At 44.2% G+C, this 14,536-nt stretch carries 25 protein-coding genes; 18 read left to right on the top strand and 7 right to left on the bottom strand.

Features of this window, described 5'->3' with window-relative positions:
* The first annotated feature begins 751 nt into the window (after positions 1-751).
* The 6 genes from A4E54_RS07480 to A4E54_RS07455 all read left to right on the top strand — a co-directional run bounded on the left by A4E54_RS07480 (position 752) and on the right by A4E54_RS07455 (position 4,140).
* Positions 752-1,108, top strand: coding sequence for a hypothetical protein (locus A4E54_RS07480; RefSeq protein WP_240082121.1), 357 nt, complete (start codon positions 752-754; stop codon positions 1,106-1,108).
* Positions 1,109-1,141: 33 nt separating this feature from the next.
* The gene (locus A4E54_RS07475; RefSeq protein ID WP_240082122.1) at positions 1,142-1,423 is read left to right on the top strand and encodes a hypothetical protein; all 282 of its coding nucleotides are present in this window, start codon (positions 1,142-1,144) and stop codon (positions 1,421-1,423) included.
* Between the two features lie 397 nt (positions 1,424-1,820).
* Complete coding sequence (locus A4E54_RS07470) at positions 1,821-2,012, top strand: hypothetical protein (RefSeq protein ID WP_240082123.1); 192 nt, start codon at positions 1,821-1,823, stop codon at positions 2,010-2,012.
* 10 nt (positions 2,013-2,022) lie between these two features.
* Positions 2,023-2,541 carry a hypothetical protein gene (locus A4E54_RS07465; protein ID WP_240082124.1) on the top strand — a complete coding sequence of 173 codons (519 nt, stop codon included), beginning with the start codon at positions 2,023-2,025 and terminating at the stop codon, positions 2,539-2,541.
* A 283-nt stretch (positions 2,542-2,824) separates the two neighbouring features.
* Complete coding sequence (locus tag A4E54_RS07460; protein ID WP_240082126.1) at positions 2,825-3,502, top strand: phage tail tape measure protein; 678 nt, start codon at positions 2,825-2,827, stop codon at positions 3,500-3,502.
* Between the two features lie 14 nt (positions 3,503-3,516).
* Positions 3,517-4,140 (top strand): hypothetical protein, encoded by a 624-nt coding sequence (locus A4E54_RS07455; RefSeq protein WP_240082127.1) that lies wholly within the window; start codon positions 3,517-3,519, stop codon positions 4,138-4,140.
* Here the strand turns inward: A4E54_RS07455 and A4E54_RS07450 are convergent.
* The 3 genes from A4E54_RS07450 to A4E54_RS15760 all read right to left on the bottom strand — a co-directional run bounded on the left by A4E54_RS07450 (position 4,108) and on the right by A4E54_RS15760 (position 5,330).
* Positions 4,108-4,473, bottom strand: coding sequence for a type II toxin-antitoxin system HicB family antitoxin (locus A4E54_RS07450; protein ID WP_240082128.1), 366 nt, complete (start codon positions 4,471-4,473; stop codon positions 4,108-4,110). The two genes, A4E54_RS07455 and A4E54_RS07450, sit on opposite strands and share 33 nt — an antisense overlap.
* Positions 4,466-4,711 (bottom strand): toxin HicA, encoded by a 246-nt coding sequence (locus A4E54_RS07445; protein WP_240082129.1) that lies wholly within the window; start codon positions 4,709-4,711, stop codon positions 4,466-4,468. The genes A4E54_RS07450 and A4E54_RS07445 overlap by 8 nt, the downstream gene beginning before the upstream one ends.
* 535 nt (positions 4,712-5,246) lie before the next feature.
* Entirely contained in the window at positions 5,247-5,330 is an 84-nt protein-coding gene (locus A4E54_RS15760) for a putative holin-like toxin (protein ID WP_353681825.1), read from the bottom strand.
* A 206-nt stretch (positions 5,331-5,536) separates the two neighbouring features.
* Between A4E54_RS15760 and A4E54_RS07440 the strand changes: the two genes are divergently transcribed.
* From A4E54_RS07440 to A4E54_RS07430, 3 genes are all read left to right on the top strand, one after another.
* On the top strand, positions 5,537-5,698 hold the full coding sequence (locus tag A4E54_RS07440) for a hypothetical protein (protein WP_240082130.1): 162 nt from the start codon (positions 5,537-5,539) through the stop codon (positions 5,696-5,698).
* A gap of 64 nt (positions 5,699-5,762) precedes the next feature.
* Positions 5,763-6,539 carry a phage tail tape measure protein gene (locus A4E54_RS07435; RefSeq protein WP_240082131.1) on the top strand — a complete coding sequence of 259 codons (777 nt, stop codon included), beginning with the start codon at positions 5,763-5,765 and terminating at the stop codon, positions 6,537-6,539.
* Positions 6,540-6,770: 231 nt separating this feature from the next.
* Positions 6,771-7,121 carry a putative phage tail protein gene (locus A4E54_RS07430; RefSeq protein ID WP_240082132.1) on the top strand — a complete coding sequence of 117 codons (351 nt, stop codon included), beginning with the start codon at positions 6,771-6,773 and terminating at the stop codon, positions 7,119-7,121.
* Between the two features lie 213 nt (positions 7,122-7,334).
* Here the strand turns inward: A4E54_RS07430 and A4E54_RS07425 are convergent, their stop codons facing one another.
* Positions 7,335-7,523 carry a DUF4315 family protein gene (locus A4E54_RS07425; protein WP_502687928.1) on the bottom strand — a complete coding sequence of 63 codons (189 nt, stop codon included), beginning with the start codon at positions 7,521-7,523 and terminating at the stop codon, positions 7,335-7,337.
* A gap of 402 nt (positions 7,524-7,925) precedes the next feature.
* Between A4E54_RS07425 and A4E54_RS07420 the strand changes: the two genes are divergently transcribed.
* Positions 7,926-8,201, top strand: coding sequence for a hypothetical protein (locus A4E54_RS07420; RefSeq protein ID WP_240082133.1), 276 nt, complete (start codon positions 7,926-7,928; stop codon positions 8,199-8,201).
* Between the two features lie 78 nt (positions 8,202-8,279).
* Entirely contained in the window at positions 8,280-8,597 is a 318-nt protein-coding gene (locus tag A4E54_RS07415; RefSeq protein WP_286725365.1) for a hypothetical protein, read from the top strand.
* A gap of 26 nt (positions 8,598-8,623) precedes the next feature.
* Here A4E54_RS07415 and A4E54_RS07410 read toward each other — a convergent pair whose 3' ends face one another.
* A complete protein-coding gene (locus tag A4E54_RS07410) occupies positions 8,624-8,749 on the bottom strand; it encodes a hypothetical protein (RefSeq protein ID WP_282442265.1) in 126 nt (41 codons plus the stop codon).
* A gap of 41 nt (positions 8,750-8,790) precedes the next feature.
* On the opposite strand from A4E54_RS07410, the gene terS reads away from it, so the two are divergent.
* A complete protein-coding gene (terS, locus tag A4E54_RS07405; protein WP_286725361.1) occupies positions 8,791-9,384 on the top strand; it encodes a phage terminase small subunit in 594 nt (197 codons plus the stop codon).
* The gene (locus A4E54_RS07400; RefSeq protein WP_240082136.1) at positions 9,365-9,685 is read left to right on the top strand and encodes a hypothetical protein; all 321 of its coding nucleotides are present in this window, start codon (positions 9,365-9,367) and stop codon (positions 9,683-9,685) included. Before terS ends, A4E54_RS07400 begins: the two co-directional genes overlap by 20 nt.
* On the opposite strand, the gene A4E54_RS07395 is transcribed toward A4E54_RS07400, so the two are convergent.
* Positions 9,682-10,161 (bottom strand): hypothetical protein, encoded by a 480-nt coding sequence (locus A4E54_RS07395; protein ID WP_240082137.1) that lies wholly within the window; start codon positions 10,159-10,161, stop codon positions 9,682-9,684. The genes A4E54_RS07400 and A4E54_RS07395 overlap by 4 nt on opposite strands.
* Before the next feature lie 112 nt (positions 10,162-10,273).
* On the opposite strand from A4E54_RS07395, the gene A4E54_RS07390 reads away from it, so the two are divergent.
* The 5 genes from A4E54_RS07390 (at position 10,274) to A4E54_RS07370 (ending at position 13,252) form a co-directional block, all read left to right on the top strand.
* Positions 10,274-10,693 (top strand): hypothetical protein, encoded by a 420-nt coding sequence (locus tag A4E54_RS07390; RefSeq protein ID WP_240082138.1) that lies wholly within the window; start codon positions 10,274-10,276, stop codon positions 10,691-10,693.
* A gap of 137 nt (positions 10,694-10,830) precedes the next feature.
* Entirely contained in the window at positions 10,831-11,262 is a 432-nt protein-coding gene (locus A4E54_RS07385; RefSeq protein WP_240082139.1) for a phage holin family protein, read from the top strand.
* The gene (locus A4E54_RS07380; RefSeq protein ID WP_240082140.1) at positions 11,259-11,954 is read left to right on the top strand and encodes an N-acetylmuramoyl-L-alanine amidase; all 696 of its coding nucleotides are present in this window, start codon (positions 11,259-11,261) and stop codon (positions 11,952-11,954) included. Before A4E54_RS07385 ends, A4E54_RS07380 begins: the two co-directional genes overlap by 4 nt.
* A gap of 279 nt (positions 11,955-12,233) precedes the next feature.
* The gene (locus A4E54_RS07375; RefSeq protein WP_240082141.1) at positions 12,234-12,707 is read left to right on the top strand and encodes a hypothetical protein; all 474 of its coding nucleotides are present in this window, start codon (positions 12,234-12,236) and stop codon (positions 12,705-12,707) included.
* Positions 12,708-12,733: 26 nt separating this feature from the next.
* Positions 12,734-13,252, top strand: a complete 519-nt coding sequence (locus A4E54_RS07370; protein ID WP_286725353.1) for a hypothetical protein — start codon at positions 12,734-12,736, stop codon at positions 13,250-13,252.
* 738 nt (positions 13,253-13,990) lie between these two features.
* Here the strand turns inward: A4E54_RS07370 and A4E54_RS07365 are convergent.
* Complete coding sequence (locus A4E54_RS07365; RefSeq protein ID WP_286725350.1) at positions 13,991-14,188, bottom strand: helix-turn-helix domain-containing protein; 198 nt, start codon at positions 14,186-14,188, stop codon at positions 13,991-13,993.
* Between the last annotated feature and the right edge of the window lie 348 nt (positions 14,189-14,536).

The following is a 14,536-nucleotide window of genomic DNA, read 5'->3' as shown; positions in this document are numbered from 1 at the left end:
GCCAGTATACGATAGTATACCGCAGTAAAATCAAGGAGGGTTGGTATACCGTCTTTCCAGTTTCCAGAGTCCGGGTTAGTTTACGATGGTCATCTTCTGGGGGCCACCAGGGATGTAAATAATACTTACACCCTTTTCATCGTCATCAAGTCTTCTGGCTTTGCCGGCATCCGGGAAGCACGAGGACTGGAAGCAAAACCTTATTACACAATAGCACAATTACACAAGCAGCAATCTCCATGTGCATCACACACATCTTTTGCCACAAACCAAGGCTCCCCGTCCTTACATTGTTTCCCTTGGATTACCTGGTGTTTTTTTGGTGTTTATTACTGCAAAATAAGCACCAAGACCACCTATCACAACAAAGCATGTTTTAGAAAAAGGACAAGCATATCAAGTATTACATGGTTTCGCTAACTACTACCAAGCATACTTTACTGGTTTCCTAAACCGCGTGTCGGGAGTTCGAGTCTCTCCGGGCGCACCAGATAAATCAATCCCTTCGGGGTTTTTATTTTTTTATAAAAGCGGTTTTGTGGGACATTTGTGGGACATTTCATTTTAGGAATCCGCTTCCTAAATTATTTTACTATCTCTTTCCTTCTTGTCTGCCTTCCTGGTTAGTATGGTAGCCATAATGTCAGCGTTGGCTTGATCGTCCTTCTGGTAGGTGTGAGCATATACCGCAAGGGTTACGTTCGTGTTAGAGTGGCCTAAACGCTTTGCAACGGCTACAGGGTTTTGACCTTTGGACAGTAACAGGTCGGTCGAAGAGATTACCACCGAGGAGAAAAAGAATCCCATCGGCGAGGAAACCGAACACCGGCAGGTGCTTCAGAATGGCTGGAAGGGTAGCATCGAAGGGCAAAGTGTTAATACCGCTTATGACGACATTGTTGACAAAAAGAGCAATTACCAGGACCAGACGGGCGGGACGCTCAAATTCTTGATCTTCACCACGGAGACTTACAAAGACGGCACTGTCCGCAAATATAAGTACGAGGAAGTAACCTTTGACGGTTACAAGAAATCTGTGGACGGAAATAACAAGCCGATCAGCAACACTTTGAACTGGCAGGCTGCCAGGCGAAGCAAGGTTTCGTAAATAAAAATATCAAATAAATTCATGGAGGTTATCATGGAAGACATCACCCTGTCTACCGGCAAAATCGTAACGCCGCGGGAGAAAAAAGGACAACATCACTTTATTGAGCGCCGACTGCTGGCTACTTGCATGAGTGAGGGCGGACAGAACATTGGCGGCATCATGTCCACTGTCACAATTCAAACTGTGGTGGGGGTCGCGGCGGTCAATGGCGAAAAGATGGACGTTCCTGAAGGGTTGGCTGGTGTGCTGGAATTAATGAGTGAGTTTACTTATGATGAGTGGAACGAACTCGAAACTAAAATAGTTGCCTAAGGCCGCCCAGGAGAAACTCGCTGAATTGGCAAAAAACTCGCAGATCAGCCCTGGTTCAGGAACCGCGTCGAGTTAACGCTGGCTTCCGGGGCTGGTATAAGTTTTACCGAGGGCATGGAGATGGACGATGTGACGTTTGCGGCTACGGTAATTGTGGTTAATGAGTGGAACGAGAGGAATCCCCCGGTCTTTTGATCGGGGGATTTAAAATGTATCCTTTGCAAGCAGATAAATTTACATAGCTCCTTGTTCGGGAGCGTTAAAAGAAACTGAAATAATATGGACATGCCACATGGGACATGTTACAATATTTCTAAACAAAGAATGACATATACTGGTTATGCTCCTGACAGACTGGGCATAGATATTCTATGAACGAGATGCCGGGGGTGTTAATATGGACGAGTCTCAGAAGAATCAAAAAGGAGGGAGAAAAATGGCTACACAACTTCAACCAACGCCCATGCTTTACGGGAAAGATGCTGATGCTGTTTTAGAACAGATTAGAAGGAAGCCGACTCCCGAACAAATTCGTAGAGCAAAAGAGCGTAATAAATTTTTCAAAAACATAAAGAAAAAAGGATTGTAATATTTAAACCATGCCTGACATTAACCTAAAAGCAGTTTTATTAGTGAGGTTGTCAGAAGCAGAGTTGCCCGATCTCGAAGCATTTGATTGTGGCGATGCTGAAATGAACAGTTTTTTAAAGGATGAAGCTTATTCAGAGCAAGAATCTGGAATGAATAGCACAATCTTATTGTATTATCAAGGTGAGTTAGCAGCTTTTTGTTCGGTGTGTTGCGATTCGATCCCTTTAAGCAAAAAAGAGCGGGAAGAGGAAAAAATAGAAGCAGCATATAAAGTACCAGCGATTAAGATTGCTAGACTTGGAAGAGCTTTTAAATACAAAGATTATGGCGTTGGTTCTTTTTTAATTGATTATGTAAAAGATATTGCCTTTGAGCTTAGCGCCTCAAAGGTGGGAGTAAGATTTCTGACCCTGGATGCATATTCTGGCAAGGAACAGTATTATTCTGATAAGGGGTTTATACGAAACGAGGCAATGAATAAAAGGATGGATGGGACTGTTAGTATGCGGGCAGATGTTTTTGATTAAAAGTTAACATTACTTATTTGAACGAACAAAAGCATCCTCTTAAGAGGGTGTTTTTGTTTGGATTAAAAATTATTGTGAAAATAAGGGAGGATTGGTATAGTATGAGTATAAGGCTCTAAGAGGAGTTGGTATGATTGTTCGGAAAGAAAAAAGAAGAGGGTCAAAGCGAGAAAGCGTGTCCGTTTACTTTTTCTGTTTTTGCACCAAATAGGGATAAAAGTAATTTTTCAAAATGCATAAAAGAGGCCTGTCAAATGTGGGATCCACAACGAGAGGTGAATAAGTGAGTTCAATTCTAGATTTAGCGATTGCGGTATCTGTTACTGATTTTGCAACATCAGGAGTTAAAAATATCATTAGTCAATTTTCTTTATTGCAAAGCGCAACCGAAGAAACAAAAAAGAAGATTGAAGGTCTTAAAAATATAGCCTGGGGTGGTGGAATAGCGGCGGCTATTGGTACGGCTGGAGTTATAGCCACCACCATGATCGGTGCTCAAGCAGTAAAACAGGCAGCCGACTTGCAAGAGGTCATGTCTGGAATAAAATCGCAGACATTTGGCAAGGACTTATTTGATCCTGAAAAAGCGGTTGAAATTGAAGAAAAAATGAAGTCGATTAAAGATTTGTCAAATCGTCTTGGTCTTGAAACAACCTTTTCAAATATTGGTGCCGGGCAAGCGATCCTGGAGCTTCAGAAAGGTGGCGTAGCTCTCGAAGACATCCTTACCGGAGCAGGTGAGGCCGCAGTAAAAATGGCTCAATTATCCAAGGTTCCACCCAATACAGCGGCAGAGGCTTTGGTACAAGCAAGGGCAGGTTTTCAATTAACAGGTGAGCAACTACTTCAAGCAGCGGACACAATGGTTAAGGTTGCTGCTGCATCGTCTGCAGATGTTGGCGATGTCATGAGGGGCTTGAGAACTTATTTATTGATACGGCGGCCGACGCGGCAAAGCTGAAAGATTCATCGTTTTTGGACGGACTGGCGAATGAGATCGCTTACGGCCTGGTGGTGGCACTGGGATTGCAGAAAAAGACAGTAGTGGATACGGATAAAATAACGATTAAAGTTGCCGGGCAGATCCTGGAAGGAAAAGAGATCGATGACTTTATGCAGATGGTTTACGGCCGTTATAAATCGGTTGGCGATCAGTATACTTCCGGCGCGTGCCTTTCTGCCATTGTGCACGTTATCAGCAATATTGAAAACTCCGGCCTGGCTGTTGAATGTACATGGGTATCCGGATCCGAGCAGGAATTGGATTTTGACCAGTACACTAAGCTTTATACTCACCAGATCGGAGCTTTTCAACTGAAGCCCAGTGCTGCCGGTGACGGCTCCCTGGCCTGGCGCATGGCTAATGATTATACTTTGGCGAAAACCGATATCGAAGGCAACGTAATAAGCGACGATGAAAACCGCAAAGTCAATAAGCGGCGCTTGAACAGCTGGATTGAGAAGGCGCTGGAGGCTGTAGCGGCTCCCTGGCAGGGCAATGCCTTAATCCTCATATGGGGATGCTTTTGTTTTGAGGAAATAGGGAAGGAGGCTACAAGCCTCCTTCTACTTAACCGGATGTCCGACGCTGCGGGCTAATTGATAGTTGATATATTGATTGAGGCTAACATTCTCTTCCTTGGCCTTTGCAACCAAAGTGCGGTGAAGGGACTTGGGCATACGGATATTAAACTTGCCTGAGTATTCTTCCATTCTGGCTGGTTCGGGAATTGTTTCTCCATCTTGTAAGGCAATATCAAGCCAGCCTTTTTTTGCATCCTGTATCATTTCATATGCCTCTTCCAGGGTTTGCCCCTGGCTGATGCATCCGGGAAGCTCCGGGATTTCAACGGCATAGCCGCCTTCTTCGGCGGGGTAGAGGACTACCTTATAAGGTAGTTTAAGGTAATATTCAAGGTCTTTCTTAATCATCTTCGCCCATCCTTTCAAGGAGTTTTATAGCAGCCACAACATAAGTAGTTAATATGTATGGTTGGCGGTAAGGGATGGATACCTTTAAAGCTCCTTTAGTGTAATAATAATGGCTTGAGCCGCCTTTTGGCTGTCTTTTTTCAAAGCCTGCTCTGGTCAGTATTTTATCCAGTTCTTCGAACCTGACTTGTTTGGGGTTGTTTTTAATTTTTTGTAGGAGCTTTTCAAGCTTACTCATAGCCTGCACCTCTATATGATAGTACCGTATATAGTGGCATATGTCAATGGATTATCAAGGAATTCTTTTGCTGGGATTTAGAATATGTTGCAGGATATGAAAAGCACTCTCAAAGTCACCTATAAGGGGTTTGACAGGGGATTACACTTGAAATTTATGTTAAAAAATGTTTAAATAGATATAGGGCAATTCGGTGTCCTGGGGTGAGAAGTGCCACTAAGACTTCATGCAGCGTGGTAACGCTCACCAAGCCTCCGCCACAAGGTGGGAAACCCCTGGCTTGGATTCCCTTTCTTTGGGAAGGCGGAGCCAGGCAGCCACAAGGTTGGAACGTAACAATATGTTGCAAATAGCTACCCATATGATGATTTGAAAGTTAGTAACAATATGTTGCAAAGTATGGTATACTAAATTTAGAAAATGCGTAAAATTAAAAGAGGAACCATGTTTGCGCATGGTTCCTCACAACAGCCGCTTTATGGGCGGTCGGCTTAAAGGTAACGGAATAGACCGCTAGCCTTTGAAACTGGGCGGTCTATTTCCGTTTAGGAAACGAAAGTACCAAAACGACTAATGTCGCAAATGAAATCATCAGCGCCAAAGCCTGGTATACTTCCATAGGCATCACCTCCTTCCGGAGGAATGCCGACCGCCCTGAGCCTTTCTGTTGTAGAATTATTATAACACAAAAGGAAATACTTAGGTAAAAATTAAGAGGCATTGTAAACACTCTCACGCGAGGGTGTTTTTGTTTTGCATAAAAATATTGTGAAAATAAGGGGGGATTGGTATAGTGTAAGTAAAGGTTGGAAGGAGTTGGTGTAATTGTTTGGGAAAAAGCAAGAAGATAATAAGGAAAAGGCTTGTCCGTTTTCATTCTCAATAGCAGTACAAAACAGAGCAACAAATCCTCATATAAAATGTATAAAAGAGGCCTGTCAAATGTGGGACCCGCAGCGAAATGATTGTGGATTGAAAGAAAAGTAAGATAAATAAGAAACTGAAAGCACCCATAAGGGTGTTTTTGTTTTGCTCGAAAAGAGGTGAGGCAGTGTCAACGGTTTTGGATTTAGCGATTGCGATATCTGTTACTGATTTTGCTACATCAGGAGTTAAAAACATCATTAGTCAATTTTCTTTATTGCAAAGCGCGACCGATGAAACAAAAAAGAAGATGGACAGTCTCAAGAATTTCGCCTGGGGGGGTGGAATAGCAGCGGCCATTGGTACTGCCGGGGTTCTGGTCACGACCACAATTGGAACCGAGGCTGTAAAGCAGGCTGCCAACCTCCAAGAGGTCATGACTGAGATAAAGGCCCAATTCGGCAAAGATATAACGGACCTAAGCAAATATGATGAAGTCGCGGCAAAAATGGAGGAGATAAAGGACCTTTCGAATCGGCTAGGTTTACAGACTACTTTTTCAAATATAGGCGTAGGTCAAGCTATCCTTGAATTACAGAAGGGCGGCATTGATTATCAGAATATCGTGAACGGGGCGGCTGAGGCTACGGTTAAATTCGCTCAGCTAAATAAAATGGCACCTGAAGCGGCTGCTGAGTTGATGGTGCAGGCGCGAGCGGGATTTCAACTTACCGGCCAACAAATGCTAGATACTGCCGACATAATCACAAAAGTCGCCGCTGCATCAAGTGCCGAAGCAGTTGACATTCAGCGCGGTTTGGGTAATATGGCCGGGGTAGCGGCCCAGATGTGGGGGACGAGAAGCAAGAATGAACAAGTGCTTGATTCCTCCATTCTAGTGACCTTACAAGAACACAGACACCTGAGGGGGGAGCGGCGGGAACTTATGTTAGGAATTTCTTAGAGCGCCTAGTTCCTCAAACAAAAGTACAAGCTGAATATATGAAATCCGTCGGATGGTTAGATAGCCAAGACAAATCGATTTTTTTAGACTACAGCAAAGATCCCCGAGGTCAGCTGAAATCAGCATTAGACATTGCAAAGATATTGCGGGAAACCGTTGGCGGCGGCGCGATAATCTCCGATTCCAAAGAGGTAGAGCGACAATTCGAACTATTATAACCTGTTAAACCAGGTGAAGCAGGAAGCGCGAGTTTCTGCGGCGGTAGAGTCAATTCCGACCCGTGAAACTGAATACGGCTTGGCAATAGATCCTTCGCTGACCATAGCAACTCGACGCGCAAATATATTAAATAAAATGAAAAAACGCGGCGGGCCAATAAAGAAGGAGGATCTTATAGAAGCACTCAGGACGTACGGTATTGAAGCTACTATTCAGAATTTTTACAATCTGCATGTGATGAAGATAAGGATTTCAGGCGTCCGAGGGGTACCGGATGATTTTGAAAAAATACAGTCTTTTGTTGAAAGTATTTGCCGGGCTCATGTGGGTAAGGGGTGGGAGTTTACTTATCCACTATGCTAGAGCCTTCGACTACCGTGGACTTGAAGTTGGAAGATTACTTAAGTTTAGTAATGATACAGAAGGCTTCGGACAATTCACCACTTGGGTAGGTGCGATTAAAGAAAAAAACATTAAAGACAAAGTTATGGTAGGCATGGAGCCGACAGGGCATTACTGGTTCAATCTAGCTCAGGGTGAGAACGGCGCACAGCACCGCCATCATGCGAAATTTTTTCATTCCTCATTTTCCTCCTTGTCTGTGTTGTTGGTGGACTTCGGGCCAAGTTGGCCCGAAGTGAAAGGCGCTCCGTTCTGTTCACGGAGCGCCTTTAAGATGGCCGGGAGGTCGGTCAGCGGAATATTCATCCCGCGCACGGCCTCCACAATTTCAATGTTTTCAAGCTCGGTTTTCTGCTTTTCCAGTTCCCGCAGCCGGGCCTGAAACTCGCTGATTTTTCCCTTGATTTGTCAATGTCCTTGTTGACGCGCTCGATTTTCGCGTTCAAAATAGCACCTTCCTTTCCGTTAATTCAGCCGCCCGAACCCTTATAGATAGCGTACCGATTTATTGCGCGTACAACGAACTTGCCGACATAGCAACACTGGTCCCAAACCCGCGCAACCCGAACACGCACCCGGACAACCAAATACAACTCCTGGCGAAAATAATCAAAAACCAGGGATGGCGCGCACCGATAACCTTTTCTAATCTAAGCGGTTTTATTGTTCGTGGACATGCCGGCTCATGGCAGCGCAGCTCCTGAGGATAAAATATAAAGAGTTAATCCCCTTTAACCGAATAATAAATGGAAAGGGGATGTTAGTTTGGGAGAATATCTACCAGTTAGTGAAATTATATTAATATCTAAACCTTTTATTGTAATTGGTTTAATTGCCATTGCTATACCTGTATTAACTTCATTTATTTTTAGTGCTTTTTTCTGCCCGGTACTTTATTCATCTGCCTTAATCTTGCATTCTTTTAAGATATTAATATCATCACTGTTTATAATCTTTGCATTATTTTACGATCCTGAAACAGGTAAAATAAAAATGTGGGCACTCTTAGATAAATATTCAGTAACACAAATGTTTGTTTAATAGCCTTTTATGAGATATGTATTAGCTTTATCGAGGTTTTAAGAAATAGGATTAACTAGATTATTTTTTTGTAAGAAGGTGGAGGTGATGGGCCGCACAGCAGCACATAACTGGGCAAAACTATTTCTTGAATTCAATCAAGGTCGATATAAAAGCGCCCGTCAGTTTGCCGAGGCGAAAGGATTAAACTATGACCGCCTGAAAAAGGAGTTTAAAAAGCTCAAAGACCAGGGGCAAAATGGGGGCGAAAAACAACCCCAAAATGGGGGCAAAAAGGGGCAGAAAAAAGGGGCAGAAAAATCGCCCCCAAAAGAAAAGGGTCAAAATAATAATGCCTGGGTAAAACTGAAAAAGCAGTTATTGACTGGCCTCCTGAAAAACTGGAGGCTTATTTAGTGCAGTTAGAAGCGCGCCTGGCCGAGCTAAAAGACATCTCCTTCGAGAACCTCACCCAAGCCGAAGTAAAAGAACTGGGTCAACTCCGCCGTGAGCGCCGGGCGATCCTCTCCGACCCGGATCCGGAAGTGATATGCGGTGCCCGTAAGCACGACGGCAGCCCGTGCCAGAATCCCGCCGAGCGGGGCAGCGCGTGTGCTGGGTGCACGGGGGAGCTCCGGGGAGTGGGACGCAACCGGGGCAGCAACATGCGCTGAAGCATGGCTTTTCTGCCCGGATCATGCCCGACGACCCGGAGATAAAAGCCATCATTGAGGAGATAGATATTAAGAGCCCGATTGACATCCTTTGGGATCAGATCGTCATTCAGTATGCGGCAATTGCCCGCGCCCAGCGGATTATGTATGTTACGGATAAAGGCGAAATGATTAAGGAGTTGAAGCGGTCCTACGAGAAAAGCACCGAGAGAAGCACCACAAAGACAAATTCCAACTCCCAAGAGTGCGAATATGAGTATGAATTTCAGTTCTCCTGGGATCGCCAGGCGACATTTTTAATAGCGCAAAGCAAGGCCATGGCCACCCTGGAAAAGTTGATCGCCCGGTACGAGGCCATGGCCACAGAAGAGCAGAAGCTGAAGGTCGCCAAGCTGAAGCAAGATATGGAGATTAGCCGAGAGCGGCTTAGTCTCGAAAAGGCAAAACTGGAATCAGGTGAGCCCGGAAAGGGTAATACCTGGGCGGATTTGACGGCCGGGGGCGATGACGATGAGTCTGAAGAATCTTAGTCCCGAAGAGAAGAAGCGGCTCAGGCGTAAAGGTAGAATCCGCCCGGTCTGGTGGGTTAGGTGCATCCTTGGTGCAATCCCCTGGTCAAAACAGCAAGAGATACCGGGAGTTATTCATATGGGAGTGGCAAGACGTAAGCCAGGTTCCGTTGATTTATTTTTCTCTTTAGATCGAGATACCGATGTGAATATGGTTTACGAAAAAATATCCAGGAGCATGGAGGCAGAAAAAGGATTGAATTTTGAGTGCCGGGCCATACTCCTGAAAGCTGTAAAAATCGGTATTATCAGTGGTGGTTAAGGGAGTTCTATTCGCATACCTAAAGGTACAATTTCATGGAGGTAGTCTCTTATAAACATCTTTTCGATGTCAGTTAAAAAGATGTTATCAGAAACACTAAACCTAACCACGTCATTCTCCACTGTTACCATTTTCATATTTAGAAACGGAAAGGCTTTTATTATGGATTCTTTAATGCCCCGAGCGTCTAATTCGCCGTATAAGGCGATATGTTTAATTTCAGGAGGGGGTTCGCTAGCTGGTGGTACATTGTCTTCTCTTATAAAGAAATAATGTTTTACAATGTGCTTGATATGAGCCGCCCCCTGATTTTCAAGGAAGATACTGAGTTGCTGTGCAAGAGAATTAGATAGATTTAAATTTTCATCACATGCGTACACAACTACTTCGAAATATCCAGATGAATAGACACGTAACCAACGAATTTCAGGAAATTTGTCGCGGATCATTTTTTCATAGCGGAGTCTCGTTCCCAAGATTCTCACCTCCCCCTGCCGTATTTGGTGGTCCATAACTGCTAGTTTCGACGGGGAGGAGGACGATCCTTCACAAAATAGTTAAATAATAGCTTTTAAGGAGGCGATCTCCATGGACATATACCTCAAGGACCCAGCCGGTCCAGAGCTCCACATCCCGGTCAACCCCAGCGAGATAACGGCCAGGGGAGCTAAGAAAATAGAGACGGTCAATGTCATCAATATCGGCGACATAGACTTCCCTACGGGCGACGAGCGATCCGGGATTTCTTTTTCTAGTTTTTTTTCGGCCGAACATGACAAAAGCTACTGCCGGACGGACGATATACCTAAGCCGGACGATGCACTGAACATGCTCATTAACTGGCGCATTGCCGGTAAGCCGATCATGCTGCTAATTACGGAAACGATTATAAACGCACCGGTACTGATAACCGAGCTAAGTTACCGGTACGTAGGTGGTGAGCCTGGGGATACAGTGATGAGGCGTGATGCAAACGGCAGGTCGCAGGTTGCCGCTCCATTAGGGTAAGGAATTTAGGAAACATATAGAACGTTAAATTTTACAAAAAAGTCTTATTACATTCCTCACCCCGCCATGGGGCCTGAATTATTTTTCGTGAAATATTTACCGCCGCGGGGCGGTTATTTTTATGGGGGTGAAGGAAAATGGAAATGGAAGGTTACAAAATCAAGGCAACCGTAGGTTTGGTCTGCGCGGCAATCGGCGGGACTGTCTGCAGTGTTCTTGGGGGATGGGATATGTTATTAAAGGCTTTAGTAATCATGGTGGCACTTGACTATGCCAGCGGCCTACTGGCAGCGTTCGTGGAAAAAACGCTTAACTCGGAAGTAAGATTTAAAGGGGTGGCTAAAAAGGTCCTCATTTTCATTTTGGTTGCCGTAGCCTTTAATATTGACCAGACCGTGGGGACGACCATCATCCGTACTGCTGTCATATCGTTTTATATCGGCATTGAGGGCCTAAGCGTTTTGAAGAATGCCGGCCGGGCAGGGTTGCCTGTTCCGGATGTGTTGGCGAAAGCCTTGGAAGAAATCCAGAAGAAAAGTAGCAACGAAGTTAAGGAGGAAAGACAATGATTTTAGTATTAGACAAAGGCCACGGTGGGAAAGACCCGGGGGCCTGCGGTAATGGCCTAGAGGAAGCCAACCTCACAGATGATATTTGCAATCGCATTGCTGCAAAGCTGGTGCCTTATGACGTGCAGGTTAAGTTTGCGCCGCGGAGTGATTCCCTGAACGAACGGGCTGCATTTGCCAACGACCTGGGCGCGGATTACTTCTGCTCTATTCACATCAATGCCGGCGGCGGTACCGGGTTTGAGTCCTACGTCCACACCGACGCGGGTGATGACACCGAGAGAATTCGGACTATGCTTCATAGCACCATTTATAGCGGTTTTCTTGCCGGGCAGGGTGTTGTTGACAGAGGTAAGAAAAGGGCTAATTTCGCTGTGTTGCGTGAAACAGAGATGCCGGCAGTGCTGCTTGAGAACTTATTTATTGATACGGCGGCCGACGCGGAGAAGCTGAAAGATTCATCGTTTTTGGACGGCCTGGCCAACGAGATCGCTTACGGTCTGGTGGTGGCTTTGGGATTGCAAAAGAAAGCAATCACAGTAACAGGGGCGATAACGATTAGGGTTGCCGGCAAAGTCCTGGAGGGTAAAGAGATTGATGATCTTACCTGGGCACCTGTCCGGGCGCTTGCGGAAGCGCTGGGCAAAACGGTATCCTGGGATGAGGCAACAAGGACGGTTAATGTAATTTAGGACTATAAAGGACATACTAACCAGGGACTTTTCCAAACCGGCTTAGTCCTCGAAACGAGCCCTGCTCAATGGCGAGTGGGGCTTTTGCTGTTATTTCCTTTTGCAGAACAATGTAGAACTATGTCGGTATTTGTTGGATATTTTGGCAAGGGTAGCTTTTTGCTTTGTCGAATTGTTACATATATAGGATTTATTTAATAGAGAAGGTGGTGATTTTTAGTATCCAGCGAGGCGAGTTATAAAGTGAATCAATAAAAAAAGGAAAGAAAGGGGAAAGAAATGAAAAAATATTTAGTGATTATGTTGTTGTTGGTAGCGATTTTTATCCCTGGAGTTGCTATGGCTACAGAGTATACTGATGATCTAATCCCGGATATGACAAGTAACAATTATCCTTCAGGATATGCAAGTTCTACTGGTCAAGAGGCGCATTACTATGCCTATCTTGCGTTTGATGATAGTGTAGGATCATTTCATGAAACAGACAACCGTACCGGGTGGCTTGCTTATGAGTTTTCAAGTTTAAAAAAAATATGTAAATATACATTACTAGTAAGTAATTATTTCGATAGAGCACCCAAAAACTGGACCTTTGAGGGTTGGAATGGCTCGGCTTGGGTTATATTAGATACGCAATCTAATGTTACTGACTGGAATACACAGAATAAAAAAGAATTTGTTTTTAATAATGATACAAGCTATATAAAGTACCAAATCAATGTCTCGGCAAACAATGGCAATGCCGGTTTTTAATTTATGAAATGGAGATGATGGAGGAATTGACCCCATCTCCTCCCGCTCCAACCAACCTGTCAGCTACAGCTGGTGACGCGCAAGTGAATCTAACTTGGGATTCGGTTTCCGGAGCCACGTACTATAACGTTTATAGAGCAATGACTTCCGGAGGTCCATATACTAATCTAACGCCGAACGGTGTAACAGCGACAGCCTATACCGACAACGATGTGACCAACGGCATAACATATTACTACGTGGTTACCGCCCTGATAGATGGCAAGGAAAGCGGCAATTCTAACGAAGCATCCGCCACCCCGCAGGCTTCCAGCAGCGAAGGCCGGGCGATTCTTTGGGTAACAATGGCCAACGGCTCGGATATCGATTACGATCTGTCTATGACGGAAATCCAGAACTTTATCAACTGGTATCAGAGTAAAGCTTCCGGCGGCGTAGGAGCTCCGTTCTATACCTTCAGCAAAAACCCCATATCACCATACACCAGTAGAATGGATTATTTGGTTTTTAATCAGATTGTTTGCTGGAAGGTAAATCAGTATTAGTTATCTGGTTAATGAAAGCCCTGCTCTTCGGAGTGGGGGTTGCTTCATTTTTACCGCATTTTAAGGGATAAAATAGTGTTAATATAAGTATGTGTAAATGATCACCTTTCTTTTAAAACGCTCACCGTTACAACTGGGGGGCGTTTTACTTTCCCCTAGTTCACAAAACCTTCAAATTATTTTCATGGAAATCACAGGTAACATTAAGTTTATTTTCAGCCAGCAGTGTTAACATGAAAGCACCGAAAATAGTCGGCTAATTGCTGGATTATTTTTTTCAACATTTTCCAATCCTCCATTAGTAATTGTTTCCAACAATGACCAGAATTATAATCCGGTCTGTCCAATAGTTACGGTAGCTCCTTTGTCAAGAAGGGTAGACCTGTTCAGGCCAAACGATCTAGAATTATTTGCCGGGCGTGACGGAGTAAGGAGTAATTGCATATTGCGCTTCAGTTTAGCTCAGCCAGTATTAAAGAAAGATATTGAATCATTGAAAGGCGAAATAAGCGTAGGCAAGAAGCAAGAACTGCTTACAATAATAGATGAATTTTACAATATAAATTAAACTACTCAAAGGATATTGGAGTCTATTGACTCCGTTTATTTTTTTCTCCTAAATCTCCCCCTTCTCCCCTTTTTATTCTCGAAAAAATCCCGCCGCTCAAGGCACTGGATAGGCAAAAACACGGTAGAGAGCGTATAACGCCTTTCCGTGTTTTCTTTGTTTGGGGATTATTATTTATATTCTAATAGATCGCCCGGATGACACTCCAAGGCTTTACATAGCTTGTCCAGTGTTTCCAAAGTCACCGCTTTAGCTTTCCCGTGGTAAATCGTCGATACTGTTTCCCATGCTAAACCTGCCGACCTGGCAACGTCTATTATTTTGAGCCTTTTTTCTGCCATTAAAATATGTAATTTCCAAGCTACCAAATAGTTTCATCCCCCTGTTAGATTATATTGCAAAACAATCCTGGTTTGGGTATAATCATAATACCTATTTATATTTTGTCGAAAGGGGTTGATATTATCTAAAACATTATATAAGGAGTGATGATGTTTTGGTCCTTAAAAACTAAGAAGGAAGGGCTATGCTTGGCGGCTGACCTTCCTGCTCAAAAAGCCCACATCCAGGGGCCTACTTTCTTATTCTCATTTTTAATATGATAAAACCACTCCACGGAAATGTCAATATTTTTTTAATGGGACCTTTTTGCTTTGTAAGCTTTTTTGGTTTTTCAGTCATTGCTCAAGCGTTCTCAATCCGGTGAATTGAAACTA

It is taken from the genome of Pelotomaculum sp. PtaB.Bin117 (assembly GCF_002067195.1).
Classification (GTDB): domain Bacteria; phylum Bacillota; class Desulfotomaculia; order Desulfotomaculales; family Pelotomaculaceae; genus Pelotomaculum_D; species Pelotomaculum_D terephthalicicum.
This window is presented reverse-complemented; position numbering and strand designations above follow the sequence as displayed.

Excerpts from the sequence above, each read along its gene's own strand:
- A4E54_RS07475 (WP_240082122.1), top strand. The coding sequence starts at position 1,142 with ATGGAAGACATCACCCTGTCTACCGGCAAAATCGTAACGCCGCGGGAG.
- A4E54_RS07470 (WP_240082123.1), top strand. The coding sequence starts at position 1,821 with ATGGACGAGTCTCAGAAGAATCAAAAAGGAGGGAGAAAAATGGCTACA.
- A4E54_RS07465 (WP_240082124.1), top strand. The coding sequence starts at position 2,023 with ATGCCTGACATTAACCTAAAAGCAGTTTTATTAGTGAGGTTGTCAGAA.
- A4E54_RS07450 (WP_240082128.1), bottom strand. The coding sequence starts at position 4,473 with ATGATTAAGAAAGACCTTGAATATTACCTTAAACTACCTTATAAGGTA.
- A4E54_RS07445 (WP_240082129.1), bottom strand. The coding sequence starts at position 4,711 with ATGAGTAAGCTTGAAAAGCTCCTACAAAAAATTAAAAACAACCCCAAA.
- A4E54_RS15760 (WP_353681825.1), bottom strand. The coding sequence starts at position 5,330 with ATGGAAGTATACCAGGCTTTGGCGCTGATGATTTCATTTGCGACATTA.
- A4E54_RS07400 (WP_240082136.1), top strand. The coding sequence starts at position 9,365 with ATGAGTCTGAAGAATCTTAGTCCCGAAGAGAAGAAGCGGCTCAGGCGT.
- A4E54_RS07390 (WP_240082138.1), top strand. The coding sequence starts at position 10,274 with ATGGACATATACCTCAAGGACCCAGCCGGTCCAGAGCTCCACATCCCG.
- A4E54_RS07385 (WP_240082139.1), top strand. The coding sequence starts at position 10,831 with ATGGAAATGGAAGGTTACAAAATCAAGGCAACCGTAGGTTTGGTCTGC.
- A4E54_RS07380 (WP_240082140.1), top strand. The coding sequence starts at position 11,259 with ATGATTTTAGTATTAGACAAAGGCCACGGTGGGAAAGACCCGGGGGCC.
- A4E54_RS07375 (WP_240082141.1), top strand. The coding sequence starts at position 12,234 with ATGAAAAAATATTTAGTGATTATGTTGTTGTTGGTAGCGATTTTTATC.